This is a genomic window from Bradyrhizobium sp. 41S5 (assembly GCF_011516665.3).
Classification (GTDB): domain Bacteria; phylum Pseudomonadota; class Alphaproteobacteria; order Rhizobiales; family Xanthobacteraceae; genus Bradyrhizobium; species Bradyrhizobium quebecense.
On the sequence record NZ_CP083721.1, the window covers coordinates 1,410,516 to 1,423,370 of the forward strand.

The 12,855-nt window shown below is 65.4% G+C and carries 13 protein-coding genes; 5 read left to right on the top strand and 8 right to left on the bottom strand.

Annotated elements, in window-relative coordinates:
* Positions 1–79: 79 nt before the first annotated feature.
* On the bottom strand, positions 80–1,597 hold the full coding sequence (locus HAP47_RS06595; RefSeq protein WP_173638936.1) for an ATP-binding protein: 1,518 nt from the start codon (positions 1,595–1,597) through the stop codon (positions 80–82).
* Between the two features lie 249 nt (positions 1,598–1,846).
* On the opposite strand from HAP47_RS06595, the gene HAP47_RS06600 reads away from it, so the two are divergent.
* The gene (locus HAP47_RS06600) at positions 1,847–3,136 is read left to right on the top strand and encodes an MFS transporter (RefSeq protein ID WP_173638935.1); all 1,290 of its coding nucleotides are present in this window, start codon (positions 1,847–1,849) and stop codon (positions 3,134–3,136) included.
* A gap of 28 nt (positions 3,137–3,164) precedes the next feature.
* Here HAP47_RS06600 and HAP47_RS06605 read toward each other — a convergent pair whose 3' ends face one another.
* The 5 genes from HAP47_RS06605 to HAP47_RS06625 all read right to left on the bottom strand — a co-directional run bounded on the left by HAP47_RS06605 (position 3,165) and on the right by HAP47_RS06625 (position 6,192).
* Positions 3,165–3,875, bottom strand: a complete 711-nt coding sequence (locus HAP47_RS06605) for an alanyl-tRNA editing protein (protein WP_173638934.1) — start codon at positions 3,873–3,875, stop codon at positions 3,165–3,167.
* Positions 3,876–3,949: 74 nt separating this feature from the next.
* Entirely contained in the window at positions 3,950–5,119 is a 1,170-nt protein-coding gene (locus HAP47_RS06610; protein ID WP_173638933.1) for an OpgC domain-containing protein, read from the bottom strand.
* Between the two features lie 185 nt (positions 5,120–5,304).
* Positions 5,305–5,583 carry a hypothetical protein gene (locus HAP47_RS06615; protein ID WP_231168795.1) on the bottom strand — a complete coding sequence of 93 codons (279 nt, stop codon included), beginning with the start codon at positions 5,581–5,583 and terminating at the stop codon, positions 5,305–5,307.
* A complete protein-coding gene (locus HAP47_RS06620) occupies positions 5,571–5,918 on the bottom strand; it encodes a TetR/AcrR family transcriptional regulator (protein WP_231168796.1) in 348 nt (115 codons plus the stop codon). Before HAP47_RS06620 ends, HAP47_RS06615 begins: the two co-directional genes overlap by 13 nt.
* A gap of 82 nt (positions 5,919–6,000) precedes the next feature.
* Positions 6,001–6,192 (bottom strand): acyl-CoA dehydrogenase family protein, encoded by a 192-nt coding sequence (locus HAP47_RS06625; RefSeq protein ID WP_231168797.1) that lies wholly within the window; start codon positions 6,190–6,192, stop codon positions 6,001–6,003.
* Positions 6,193–6,209: 17 nt separating this feature from the next.
* Between HAP47_RS06625 and HAP47_RS06630 the strand changes: the two genes are divergently transcribed.
* The 4 genes from HAP47_RS06630 (at position 6,210) to HAP47_RS06645 (ending at position 10,665) form a co-directional block, all read left to right on the top strand.
* Entirely contained in the window at positions 6,210–6,377 is a 168-nt protein-coding gene (locus HAP47_RS06630) for a helix-turn-helix domain-containing protein (RefSeq protein WP_231168951.1), read from the top strand.
* A gap of 60 nt (positions 6,378–6,437) precedes the next feature.
* Positions 6,438–7,244, top strand: a complete 807-nt coding sequence (locus HAP47_RS06635) for an MBL fold metallo-hydrolase (RefSeq protein WP_173638932.1) — start codon at positions 6,438–6,440, stop codon at positions 7,242–7,244.
* Positions 7,245–7,331: 87 nt separating this feature from the next.
* Positions 7,332–9,209, top strand: a complete 1,878-nt coding sequence (htpG, locus tag HAP47_RS06640; RefSeq protein ID WP_173638931.1) for a molecular chaperone HtpG — start codon at positions 7,332–7,334, stop codon at positions 9,207–9,209.
* A gap of 307 nt (positions 9,210–9,516) precedes the next feature.
* Positions 9,517–10,665 carry a DUF3095 domain-containing protein gene (locus HAP47_RS06645; protein ID WP_173638930.1) on the top strand — a complete coding sequence of 383 codons (1,149 nt, stop codon included), beginning with the start codon at positions 9,517–9,519 and terminating at the stop codon, positions 10,663–10,665.
* Positions 10,666–10,738: 73 nt separating this feature from the next.
* Here HAP47_RS06645 and HAP47_RS06650 read toward each other — a convergent pair whose 3' ends face one another.
* Both HAP47_RS06650 and HAP47_RS06655 read right to left on the bottom strand, forming a co-directional pair.
* Entirely contained in the window at positions 10,739–11,182 is a 444-nt protein-coding gene (locus HAP47_RS06650; protein WP_173638929.1) for a DUF2147 domain-containing protein, read from the bottom strand.
* Between the two features lie 195 nt (positions 11,183–11,377).
* Positions 11,378–12,763 carry an MATE family efflux transporter gene (locus tag HAP47_RS06655; protein ID WP_173638928.1) on the bottom strand — a complete coding sequence of 462 codons (1,386 nt, stop codon included), beginning with the start codon at positions 12,761–12,763 and terminating at the stop codon, positions 11,378–11,380.
* Between the last annotated feature and the right edge of the window lie 92 nt (positions 12,764–12,855).

A 12,855-nucleotide genomic window follows, 5' to 3' on the forward strand; every position in this document is an offset into this window, starting at 1 on the left:
CTCTCGGCGGGCCTTTTCGTGTCTTGCGACGCTTCTGGAGTTCCATGCAATACCGAACGCTTCGTCGCCCAACGACTGATCACGGCGGCGAGCTGCTGCCGGCTGCTTCTGCCGGCACCTCGTCGACATTCGGGTCGGCCGCGGCCGTGGCCCAGGCGAGCTCGACGAGTGTCACGATCCGCCGGCCGGCACCGTCAAGCTGGCAGACAATCAGGCCCTGCTCCTCGATGTAGGTCAGAAGATGCCGGGCGCGGCGCAGCGAGTGCGTGCCATAGGCGCGGGCGATCGCTGCATCGCTCGGGCAGGGCCAGCCTTCCTTCGCGGCACGCGCGATCATCATGAAGACGCCCTGCATGTCCTCGGGCAGGATGGCGGCACGCAGCGAGACATCCTGCCACGCGTCGTCCTCCGCCATCTCGGTGCCGAGCCCGGCGCGGGCGCGCGTCAGCATGCGGCGGAAATCGGTCAGCTCCGGCACGACGGCACCGAAACCCTCGATGCGGCAGCGGACCACGAACTCCTGATAGAGCACGCCGATGGCGCGGAAGCCCGCGTCGGGCTCGGCGAGGATGGCGCGCAGGATGCGATCCAGCCGCTCACGCCGTTCGGCCAACTTCTCCGCGCTGAGTGGCGGTTCGGCAGCCTCGGGATCGGTCTCCGGTGCCGGCTGCTTGGCGGCCATAAGTTGGCTGAGCAGGTCGGGCGGCGGTGCCCGGCGCGGCGGCCTGGCCGCCGTTTCAAGCGGCGGCGCTGCGAGGATGATGGCGCGCGCGTCTTCGAGCGCCGCTTCAGGCAGCGGCATCAGCCGCGGCGCGGCGTTGCGCGGTTGGGTGTCCGTCGGACCGATGCGCAAGCCCAGCGGACGGCGGGAGAGTGCGGGTCCCAGCGCCATGAATTGTCCGCGCTCCAGGTCGCGGAACGCCTCCGCCTGCCGCCGCTCCATGCCGAGCAGGTCGGCGGCCCGCGCCATGTCGATATCGAGGAAGGTCCGGCCCATCAGGAAGTTCGATGCTTCGGCGGCGACATTCTTGGCGAGCTTGGCCAGCCGCTGGGTCGCGATGATCCCGGCAAGCCCGCGCTTGCGGCCGCGGCACATCAGGTTGGTCATCGCGCCGAGCGAGAGCTTGCGTGCCTCGTCGGAGACTTCGCCCGCGATTGCCGGCGCGAACAGCTGCGCCTCGTCCACCACCACCAGCATCGGATACCAGTGATCGCGGGCAACCTCGAACATGCCGCCGAGGAAGGCTGCGGCGCGCCGCATCTGATTCTCGGCGTCGAGCCCCTCGAGATTGAGCACGGTCGAGACACGATGGATGCGCACGCGCTCGCCGGCGACCTGCAGGCTGCGCTCGGTATGGTCCTCGGCATCGATGACGAGGTGGCCGAATCGCTCGGCCAGGGTCACGAAGTCACCCTCGGGGTCGATGATGGTCTGCTGCACCCATGGCGCGCTCTGTTCCAGCAGCCGGCGCAGCAGATGGGATTTTCCGGAACCCGAATTGCCCTGCACCAGGAGGCGCGTGGCCAATAGCTCCTCGAGGTCGATGGCCGCGGAAGCGCCGGCCGTCGTTTGTCCCATCTCGATCGCTACGGTCATGTGCCCCGACTCAAATTGTCCTTGCGGCACGCGGCTTAACAAGCCGATCGCGCCCCGTCGAGCGAACCGCGGCATGATCCCCAGGCGCGAGCCGATCTCCGCCGTGACGGCTTTGGGCGGTCGCAGCGGTGCGTCGATATGAACGGCGCCGCCATTCTCGTGTCGGATACCTCCGTCCCGTTTGCTGGAGGTGTCCCTTCGCGCAAACCTCGCCATAGTCCACAGCACAAAAGAAACGTGCGAGGAAACATGACTGAGAGCATCGATGATGCCGTTGCGCCGTCGGTCGCTGCGACTGGTGCGGTGTCGCCGCGAAAAGTGTTTTGGGCGACCTGGTTCGGCTGGATGCTCGATGGCTTCGATTCCTCGATGTACGGCTACATCCTGGTCAGCGCGCTGAGCGAGCTGTTGCCGGCCAGCGGCATCGAGCCGAGCAAGGCCAATATCGGCATCTATGGCGGGCTGCTGTTCTCGATCTTCATGCTGGGCTGGGCCTGCTCGATGATCTGGGGCTGGGCCGCGGACCGTTACGGTCGCGTCAGGATCATGTGCTGGACGGTGCTGGTGTACTCGCTGTTCACGGCGCTATGCGGGCTTGCGACCGAGATCGTGATGTTCGCATTGTTTCGCTTCGTTGCCGGCTTTGGCATCGGCGGTGAATGGGCCGCGGGCACGCCGTTGCTGCAGGAATCCGTACCGGAGAATACGCGGGTGCGGCTCGCGGGCTGGCTGCACACGGCCACGCCGACCGGACTATTCCTCGCCGCCGCCGTGACGCTCGTGATCGGCAGCACGCTCGGCTGGCGCGGCATGTTCCTGCTCGGCATCCTGCCGGCGCTCCTGATTGCGTACCTGCGCAGCAACATTCCCGAACCCGAGAGCAGCGCGTCGCGCGAGCGGCCGTCGGTCTCGGCGTTGTTTGCGGGAGATCAGGCGCGAACCACCTGGGCGGCTGCACTGATGATGGCCTGTATCATCTTCGGCCTGTGGTCGTCGAACTTCTGGGCGCCCACCGTGATTTCCACCAAGCTGGTCGCGGCGGGAGCGACGCCTGCGCATGCGCAGGAGATGGGCGCGGTTGCCGGGCTGATCACCAATGTCGGCACGCTGATCGGCTGCCTCCTCGTGCCATGGCTCACCAATTGGCTCGGCAGCCGGCGCCGCACCGCGGTGCTGTTTTTCATCGGCGGGCTGATCTCCGTCGTGGTCTGCTACGAAGTCGCGATCGAATGGCTCGATAGTCTGGTGCTGTTCATGGCTTTGCTCCCGGTGCTCGGCTTCTTCACCAATGGCGTGTTCGGCCTTTTCACGATCTGGCTGCCGGAGATGTTTCCAAGCGGGCTGCGCGGCTCGGGTTCCGGTTTCGCCTTCAGCATGGGCCGCGTGCTCGGCGCTGCCGGCCCGACGCTGATCGGCGCGCTCGCCGCCCGCACCGGGAGTTTTCCGCTGGCGATTTCGATGCTGTCGCTGATCTATCTGATCGGCCTGCCCTTGATCCGGCTCGCGCCGGAGACGGCCGGCAAACCGCTCGCGAAATAGCACGCGCGCACGATTTGCCTGAAGCATGTCAGACCGCAACCTTGATCCGGCGATTCTGGCGGCCCTTGTTGTCGATCTTGACGATGCGCGCAGGGCGGGCCTGCCCGGTCGACGCCAGATGGGTGCCGCCGCAGGCCTGCCGGTCGAGACCGAGGATCTCGACGATCCGGACAAGGCCATCCTCCCCGACCGGCGGGGCGACGGCCTTGCTGCGAAACAATCCGGGTATGGCTTCTGCTTGCGTATGTGCCATGAAGGCGGCGCTTACCGGAAGGTCCTGCCGGATGATGTCGTTCAGCGGTGCGTCGAGCGCCCGCAGGGCCTCGTTGTCGGCGCCCGGCAGATCGAAATCGACCCGGAAGCTGCCGTCGGCATTGAGTTGCGCCCCGGTCAGAAGCGCGCCGCCGAACTGCGTATAGACCAGCGCGTTGACGACGTGGGCGAGCGTGTGCAGTTCGCACATCAACGCGCGAAATGCCGGCTCGACCTCGAGCATGACCTTGCCGGAGATCAGGCTGTCGCCGGGGACCATGTGCCAGAGGCCGCGTTCGTCACGTGCGAGGCCGGTCACCGGCAGCACGCCGCCGGACCATCTCAGAAGTCCGCGGTCGGCAAGCTGTCCGCCGCCGCCCGGAAAGAACGGCGAGTGTTCGAGCAGGATTGCTCCGGGCCGCGCGTCGAGCGCGTCGGCTTCGAGCCGCAGGATGTCGGGATGGTCGTGAGTAAAGGCGCGGGACATCCGGTCACCCTAAAGCGCTTTCGCGCGAAGCGGATACTGTTTTGTGTGAAGAAAACACCTTGCGCACCGGCCGGCTATTCCGCCGGCTTCGCGGCTGCCGGCGCCTGCGCAGCCACGGGCGGCTTCGGCGCCTTGTCGACCTTCTTCGACCAGGAGCGGTAATAGGCGAGCACGGTCATCAGCACGATGCCGATCGCGCTGACCAGGATCTGCATCCAGAGGCTTCCGGAGACCTCGGCCAGCACCACATGCGCGACCACGGCAAGGAACACGCCCGAGCAGAACACCTCGAGCGACTGCTGACCGCATTTGATGATCGGCTGGAATATCGGCCATTCATATCCGGCCCATTCGCGCGGCAGGAAGCGCGTGACGAAGAAGGCGAGCACCACGAAGTGCAGCACGCGATAGGGCGCGAGGTTGGTCTTGTCGTTGGGATTGAAGGCGTCATAGAGCCAGGGCGGCATCGCCTGGCCCAGCTCCGGAAAGCGACCCGCCAGCGTCATGATCAGCGCAAACAACAGATAGGCGCCGCCGAGCCAGAGGAAGGCGCGCGAGCGGATCAACGTGATCGATTCGCTTGCGCCGCCGAGGGCGAACCAGCCGCCGAACACGAACAGGAACTGCCAGCAGAATGGGTTGAAGTACCACGAGCCGCCTGGATAGGCCGGCAGATTCCAGCCGAAATGCCGTGCGGCGAGATAGAGCAGGAACGAGATCGCCAGCGTCAGATTGAGCTTCCGCAGCATCGCCCACAGCACCAGCGGATAGACCAGCATCAGCGCGATGTAGAGCGGCAGCACGTCCATGTTGACCGGCTTGAACGCCAGGATCAGGCCCTGATAGAGCGTCTCCGCCGGGTTCTGCATGAAGCCCGCGACGTTGAATTCATTCTGCAGATTGGGATCGTGGTAGCGTTGCGCGAGATAGCCGATCTCGGCGATGTAGATTACGAACAGCAGGACATGCGCGACATAGATCTGCCAGGCCCGCTTGATCAGCCGGGTGGCGCCGATCACGGTGCCGCGCTCCAGCATCATCCGCGCATAGACAAAGGACGCGGTGTAGCCGGAGATGAAGACGAACAGATCGGCCGCGTCGCTGAAGCCGAAATTCTTCTGCGTGATCCAGTTCACGGCATTGTTCGGGATGTGATCGAGATAGATCGCCCAGTTGGCGAAGCCGCGCAGCAGATCGAGGCGATAGTCGCGGCCACGCGGCGGCAGAACAGCCTTGACGTCCATCGGTTCGCTCCCATCCCCAGTGCCCGCGAGTCCAACCGCGGGTCGCCCATGGCATCATACTAGAACAGGATTTCGACGGTTGTGTATTGGTTTTCTGGAAAGGATCATCTCACGACAGGACAAACAGCGCTGAATTTGGATCAAATCGTTCACGCCGCCGAAGCCAGGGCCCCGTACCGGCTCTGCTAACGCTGAACGAACCCGCTGTGCAGCGTGGTGAACAGCGTTCTGCCTTTCTTCATCAGATCGTATTTGCGTCCGTACAGCAGCCAGACCGCGGTCAGGTGGCACATGCCGCCCATCATCAGCGACATCGCGGTATAGGGATCGAGGTCGCGGCGATAGGTGTCGGCGCGGATCGCCTGCTTGATCAGCTGCACATAGCGCAGCGCGTATTTGTCGACCGCCTTCTTGACCCGCGGCTCGGCGGCAAGGACGCTCGGCCATATCTTCAGGAAGAGCACGCGGCCCAGCTCGGGTTGTCCTTGATGTACTGGAAGTTGGTCAGGAAGATGATGCGAAGCTGCTCGACGGGGTCGCCGCCCTTCACCAGCAGCGGCTCGGTCTTCTGATACAGCGCTTCGAAATTGCCCTCGGGCACATCCAGCACCAGCGCGCGCTTGTCCTCGAAAGAATCGTAGATGCTGGAGAGCGGTACTTTCGCCACCGAAGCGACCTCGATGAGCGAAGTGCCGTCGATGCCCCGCTGGCCGAACAGCCTGGTCGCTGCCGAGAGGATCTGCTCGCGCCGATCGCGGCTGCGTTGTTGCTTGAGCTTGAGCGTCGTCCCCGAAGCCACTTCCTTCCCCATCCAGCAAAAACAGTAAGACAGCGGAAGTGGATCACCAAGAACTATTGCAACATAAAGTGGAAGACGGTTGTCAGATTGGCGCGTTCCGCCGTTCATGGTTGCGGAACGCGTTGCGGGCGATGATCTGCCGCATGATCTCGGACGTGCCACCCAGAATGCGGACCACCGGGGTTTCCCGCCAGATGCGCTCGATCGGCAGGTCCCTGGAATAACCGGCACCGCCGAACAGCTGCATGGACATGTCGGCCACCCGCTGCACCATGTCGGGAGGAGCGCCTGCTGCTGGCGCGCCGGCTGCTGCTGCACGAGCAGGGCGCCGGCCGCAAGGTCAGCGATATCGCCTATACGGTCTGCTTCAACGACCTGTCCTATTTCCACCGCGCGTTCCGCCGCAAGTTCGGCGCAGCGCCAGCGGAGATGCAGATGGAACTGGGGCGCCGGCATTGAACGCGTTGCGCTGCTGACGTAGATCAGGGGATCAGCTTCACCCCAACGCGTGTGGTCTCAATGCCTCTCTGGACTTGCGAACAATGCGGCGCGCAATTTCCTGAAACCGCGGCGCCGCCATCGTCCTGCCCGATCTGCGAGGACGAACGGCAATATGTGAACTGGAAGGGGCAGGCGTGGCTGACGCGCGAGGAGCTCGCGCAGCGGCACAGGCTGGTCTGGCGCGACGATCTTGGCCTCGTCGGATTGGCGCTTGAGCCGTCATTTGCGATCGGGCAGCGCGCGTTACTGGTGCCGGACCGCGGCGGCTGCGTGCTGTGGGACTGCGTGCCGCTCGCGACCGCCGAGGCGATCGCGCATGTCAGGTCGCTCGGCGGGCTGAAGGCGGTCGCGATCTCGCATCCGCATTATTATGGCGCGGTCGCCGACTGGAGCGCGGCGTTCGACGACGCGCCGGTCTATCTGCACGGCGACGATGCGCAATGGGTGACGCGACCGTATCGGTCGATCGTGCCGTGGCAAGGCGACAGCCATCGCATCTCCGACGACATTCTCCTGGTGCGTGCCGGAGGCCATTTCGCCGGTGCCACCATGCTGCATTGGCGCAAGGGGGCGGACGGGCGCGGTGCGCTCCTCACCGGCGACATCGCGATGGTGGCGATGGACCGCTGCTCGGTCAGCTTCATGTATTCCTACCCGAACTACATTCCGCTCAACGCATCCGCGGTCCGCCGCATCGCGCGCACGGTCGAGCCGCTGGCGTATGATCGGATCTACGGCGCCTGGTGGGGCAAGAACATCACAACCGATGCCAGGGCGGCGTTCGACCGTTCCGTCGCGCGCTATCTCGCTGCGATCTCGGGCTGACGGTTCCCTCCCGCTCGTCTTGCCACGCGGCGCGATCGCGCTATATCAGGGCTTTCCCGCCACTTACCATTTGTCCGAGTTTTCCGCATGACCACAATCGCCGCCGCCGAATCCCAGCCGTTCCAGGCCGAGGTTGCCGAATTGCTGCACCTGATGGTGCATTCGGTCTATTCCGAGACCGATATCTTCCTGCGTGAACTGATCTCGAACGCATCCGACGCCTGCGACAAGTTGCGCTATGAGGCGATCGCCAATCCCGGCCTGATCACCGACGGCACGCCGCCGGAGATCAGGATCGTCCCGAACAAGGCGGCCAATACGCTGTCCGTGGTCGATACCGGCATCGGCATGGAGCGGGCGGAGCTGATCGACAATCTCGGCACCATCGCGCGCTCCGGCACCAGATCGTTCCTGTCGAAGCTGACCGAGGCCAAGGACGGCGCCAATCTGATCGGCCAGTTCGGCGTCGGCTTCTATGCCGCCTTCATGGTCGCCGAGAAGATCGTCGTCACCAGCCGCCGCGCCGGCTCTGACGAGGTGTGGGTATGGGCGTCGGAAGGCGGCAGCGGCTTCGAGATTGCGCCGGCAAGCGAGGAGGCCGCCCAGCGCGTCGCGCGCGGCACCGAGATCGTGCTGCATCTGAAGAAGGACGCCGCCAAATATCTCGAGAGCTACGAGATCGAGCGCATCGTCCGCGAATATTCCGACAACATCCAGTTTCCGATCCTCTTGGTGCCGGAGGAGGGCGAGCCGCGCCAGATCAATTCGGCGAGTGCGCTGTGGCAGCGCTCGAAATCCGAGCTTTCGCCTGAAGACTATGCGCAGGCCTACAAGCAGATCGCGGGCGCGTTCGACGAGCCGGCGATGACGCTGCATTATCGCGCCGAGGGCCGCCAGTCCTATGCCGTACTGCTGTTCGCGCCGTCGCAAAAGCCGCTCGACCTGTTTCAGGTCGAGCGCAAGGGCAAGGTCAAGCTCTATGTCCGCCGCGTCTTCATCGCCGACGATGCCGAGCTGCTGCCGGCCTATCTGCGCTTCATCCGCGGCGTGATCGACAGCGAGGACCTGCCGCTCAACATTTCGCGCGAAATGCTGCAGAACAATCCGCAGCTCGCCCAGATCCGCAAGGCCGTCACCAGCCGCGTGGTCGGCGAGCTGGAAACGCTCGGCGAGAAAGAGCCGGAGACCTTCGCAAAGATCTGGGACGCATTCGGCCCGGTCATCAAGGAAGGCCTGTGGGAGGATTTCGAGCGCCGCGAGAAGCTGTTGGCGCTGGCGCGCTTCACCACGACGTCGGGCGAGAAGCGCTCGCTGAAGCAGGTTGTCGACGACTTCAAGCCGAACCAGACCGAGATCTATTATCTGGTCGGCGACAGCGTCGAGCGGCTGAAGTCGAACCCGAAGCTGGAATCGGCGCGCGCCCGCGGCATCGAGGTGCTGCTGCTCACCGATCCCGTCGATGCATTCTGGACCTCGGCGCCGCTCGATTTCGGCGGCAAGCCGCTGAAGTCGCTGAGCCAGGGCGATGTCGATTTCGGCCTGATCCCGCTCGTTGACGACAAGTCCGAAGACAAGAAGGATGAGCCCGCAGCCGATGCTGCGACGACGATCGCCGTGATCAAGGATGCGCTCGGCGCGCGCGTTTCCGACGTCCGTGCCTCGCAGCGGCTGACCGCGAGCGCGTCGTGCCTGGTCGCCGGCGGCGATGCGCGCGACCGCGCGCTCGAGCGCTTGCTCGCCCAGCAGAACCGCGGCGAGATCACCAAGCCGATCCTCGAGATCAATCTGCGCCATCCGCTGGTCGCAGCGCTCGCGACCGACACCGCGCAGGCGAAGGATCTGTCGCTGTTGCTGTTCGAGCAGGCGCAGATCCTCGACGGCGAGATGCCCGACGACCCCGCCGCCTTCGCCAGCCGCATGAACCAGCTCGTGCTGCGCGGCTTGGGGAAGTGGGGGCACTCGTAGCCCTCTTATCCCGTCATGCTTCGAGACGGCCGCTGCGCGGCCCCTCCTCAGCATGACGGGACCAGCACTCTGCAGTAGTCGCGAGGTCCGCCGGATTTCGCTGCGCTTCATCCGGGCTACGGTTTCGCAAACGACGCAAGCTGACGGCGCCGTACACCGGCGCTTGTGCATCCTTCGAGGCTCGCTGCGCTCGCACCTCAGGATTACGGAACTTCGCTCCATCCGGGCTACGCTTCTAAAACTCGGTCCCAATCGGCCGCGTATCTGCTAGAGAGTCTTGTAGAAGCGGAAACAACGCGGCGTTGCGATGGCTGGCGGCAGCGAGATCTTCTACGGCGGCATTCCGGTGTTTCGCGGCTTCGCGCGCCTGATGGATCCGGCGCTGTATGCGCCGTTGCCCGACGACTGGACGGTCGGTGTCGCCGATATCGTCGAGTCCACCAAGGCGATCGCGGCGCAGCGCTACAAGGCGGTCAACATGGCCGGTGCCGCGGTGGTCGCCTCGGTCACCAACGCGCTCGATGGCCGCGAATTCCCCTTCGTGTTCGGCGGCGACGGCGCGAGCTTCGCGGTCGCGCCCGTCGATCTCGACAGAGCACGCGACGCACTCGCCGCGACCGCGCGCTGGGTGCGCGATGATCTCGATCTGGTGCTGCGGGTGGCCTTGGTGCCGATCGCGGCGATCCGCGCCGCGGGCGCCGACGTGCGCGTCGCGCGCTTCGGGCCGTCACCCAATCTGTCATATGCGATGTTCTCCGGCGGCGGTCTTGCGTTTGCCGATGCCGCGATGAAGCGCGGCGAGTTCGCGCTCGATCCGGCGCCTGAGGGCACGCAACCCGATCTGTCCGGCCTGTCCTGCCGCTTCGAGGTGATGCCGTCGGCGCGTGGCGTCATCCTCTCGGTGCTGGTACTGCCGGCGAAGGACGCCGATCCCGCAGCCTTCCGCAAGGTGATCGAAGACATCGTCGTCCGGATCGAGAAAAGCCCCGATGCGGGACGGCCGGTGCCGCCGGGCGGCCCGCCGCTGCGCTGGCCGCCGCAAGGCATGGAGTATGAAGCCCGCGCGCGGCGCGGCGGATCGCTCGCGCTGCGGCGTGCCGCCGTTCTCGTGTTCACGCTGTGGGCCTACACGCTGATGCGGTTCAACATCCCGGTCGGCACGTTCGCGCCGAAGCTCTATCTGCAGCAGGTGGTCGAGAATTCCGACTTCCGCAAGTTCGACGACGGCCTGCGCATGATCCTGGACTGCACGCCGGAGCTCGCCGCCGAACTCGAGCAGCGCCTGGTTGCCGCCGCCGCGCAGGGCATCGTGCGCTACGGCCTGCACGAGCAGGATGCCGCGATGATGACCTGCTTCACGCCGTCGGTGATGCGCGCCGACCACGTCCATTTCATCGACGGCGCCCGCGGCGGCTACGCCTCGGCCGCCACCGTGCTGAAGACGCGCGCGGTGTAAGTTGTTGCAACATCGGGATTCTGCTCCTTTCCCCCCGCAAGCGGGACAGGTGGAGGAAAATCCTGCCTCGCGTTTACCGCCCCACGCGGGTCCAGGTCTCGCCGCCGCATAGCGCGCCGACGCAGCCTTCGACGCGCAGCGTGCTCTCGCCGGTCACCGAGATGCTGCTCGCATAGGTGCCGCCATCGTCGGCATTGTAGATCTGGCCCGACCATTTGCCCGCGGCAACCGGCTGCATGCCGGAGAACAGCGGCAGCCCGATGATCGGCCGGTTGGCCAGCGACGGATTGGGATTCTTGTTGTCTACCTGCGGCTTGCCGGTCATCGGATCGATCGGGTCGCGCAGGCTGACCACCACGCCGCAGATGCCGCCGCCGCATTTGCTGACCTTGACGCGGGCATCGCCGGCCTGGGTCTGCCAGACGCCGAAAGGCTCGGGCGCGCCCTGTGCATGCGCAGCAGGCACGGCGAGTGCCGTCGCAATGATTGCGATCACGAATCCGAATTTGCAGGCCATGACGTGGTTCCCCAAGAGGTCGGCCTGCATAACAAGTCGAAAGATTTCTGCAATGTAATAATCGCGCGATCAGGCGGGCACGATCCGGAAAATTTTGCAGCCTTTTTTCGAGGCCGCCATGCTCCGGCAAGGCTCGGAAGGGTGGCGGTGCCTTGTCGCGACCGAATGCGCAGCGCGAGCCCCGGCCCTCCGGGTCTAGCCCCAGCGGGTCAGCTTGATCGACACGATGGTCGCGAGGCCGAATGCCACCATCGCACCTCCGACCAGCGCAAACAGCGTCCATGCCGGGGCGCTCGCGGTGGCGAGCCACCAGCCGCCGATGCCGACCAGCAACAGGCGGATGGTCCCGGCCAGCACGGGGCCGCCGACCTTGGCCGCGCCTTGCGAGGAAAAATACAGGCAGACGCCGACGCCGAAGAAGCCGAAGGCCGGGCCGGCCAGCGCGAAATAGGACGAGGCCGCGGCGGTCACGCCGGGATCGGTGGTGAACAGCGCAATCCATAGCGTCGGCTTGAGTGCGACCACGAGTCCGACCAATCCGACGACAAGTCCGGCAACCATGCCGGCGGTCCATGCCACCTTGCGGGCCCGCGTCACCAGTCCCGCACCAACAGCCATGCCGACCATCGGCACCGAGGCGACGCCGACCGCGAATGCGATCGGGATCAGCAGGAATTCCAGCCGCGAGCCCATGCCGTATCCCGCCAGCGTCTCGGTGCCGAAGCTCGCCAGGATCTTGGTGAAGATCAGGATGGTCAGCACGCTTTGCAGCGGCGACAGGCAGGAGATCGCGCCCACTTTCAGGATGTCGAGGAACATCGCGCGCTGAAAGCTGAAGGCGGCGAAGTCGAGCTTGAGCCGGCTGCGGCCAGAGGCGAGATACCAGGCGAGGAAGATCGCACCACACGTGAACGCCGTGAGCTGGCCCGCGGCGACGCCACGCATGCCGAGGCTCGGCATGCCGAATAGCCCGAGACCGAACACGCCGCCGACCGCGATCTGGATCATCGACACGGTGATCAGTGTCATCGAGGGGACGCGCATGTCGCCGGTGCCGCGCACGACGGAGGCGAGCGTGTTGACCAGCCAGATCGAGATCGCGCCGGAGAACAGCACCTGCGAGTAATGCATCGATTGTTCGAGCACGCCGCCGCGTCCGCCGAGCAGCACATAGAAGTGGCGGCCGAAGCCCAGCATCATCACGGTGAAGAATAATCCGGCGCACCCACCGATGATCGCCGCATGCAGCGCCAGGTCGGCGGCGCGGTCGCGATCGCCGGCGCCGAGCGCGCGGCTGATCGCCGACGAGACGCCGCCGCCCATCGCGCCGGCCGACATCATCTGCGTCAGCATCGCGAACGGAAACACCAGCGCGATCCCGGCCAGCGGCTCGGTGCCGAGCCGGCCGATATAGGAGGTCTCGGCGACCGCGACCAGCGTCGAGCCGAACATCGCGATCGTGTTGGGGACCGCGAGCTTGAGCAGCGTCGGCAGGATCGGCGCCGTCAGCAGATAATCGACTGGTACCGCAGGTGTGGCCGCGGCGGAGTTGATGTCGTCGATCGAGGCATCGATGGTCATGCGTCGGCGGCTCACTTCGGAGGCGGGAGAGGGCGCACTGCAATTCGACGCCAGTGAACCAGGCTCGCAATCAATAAATGATGATCGACATG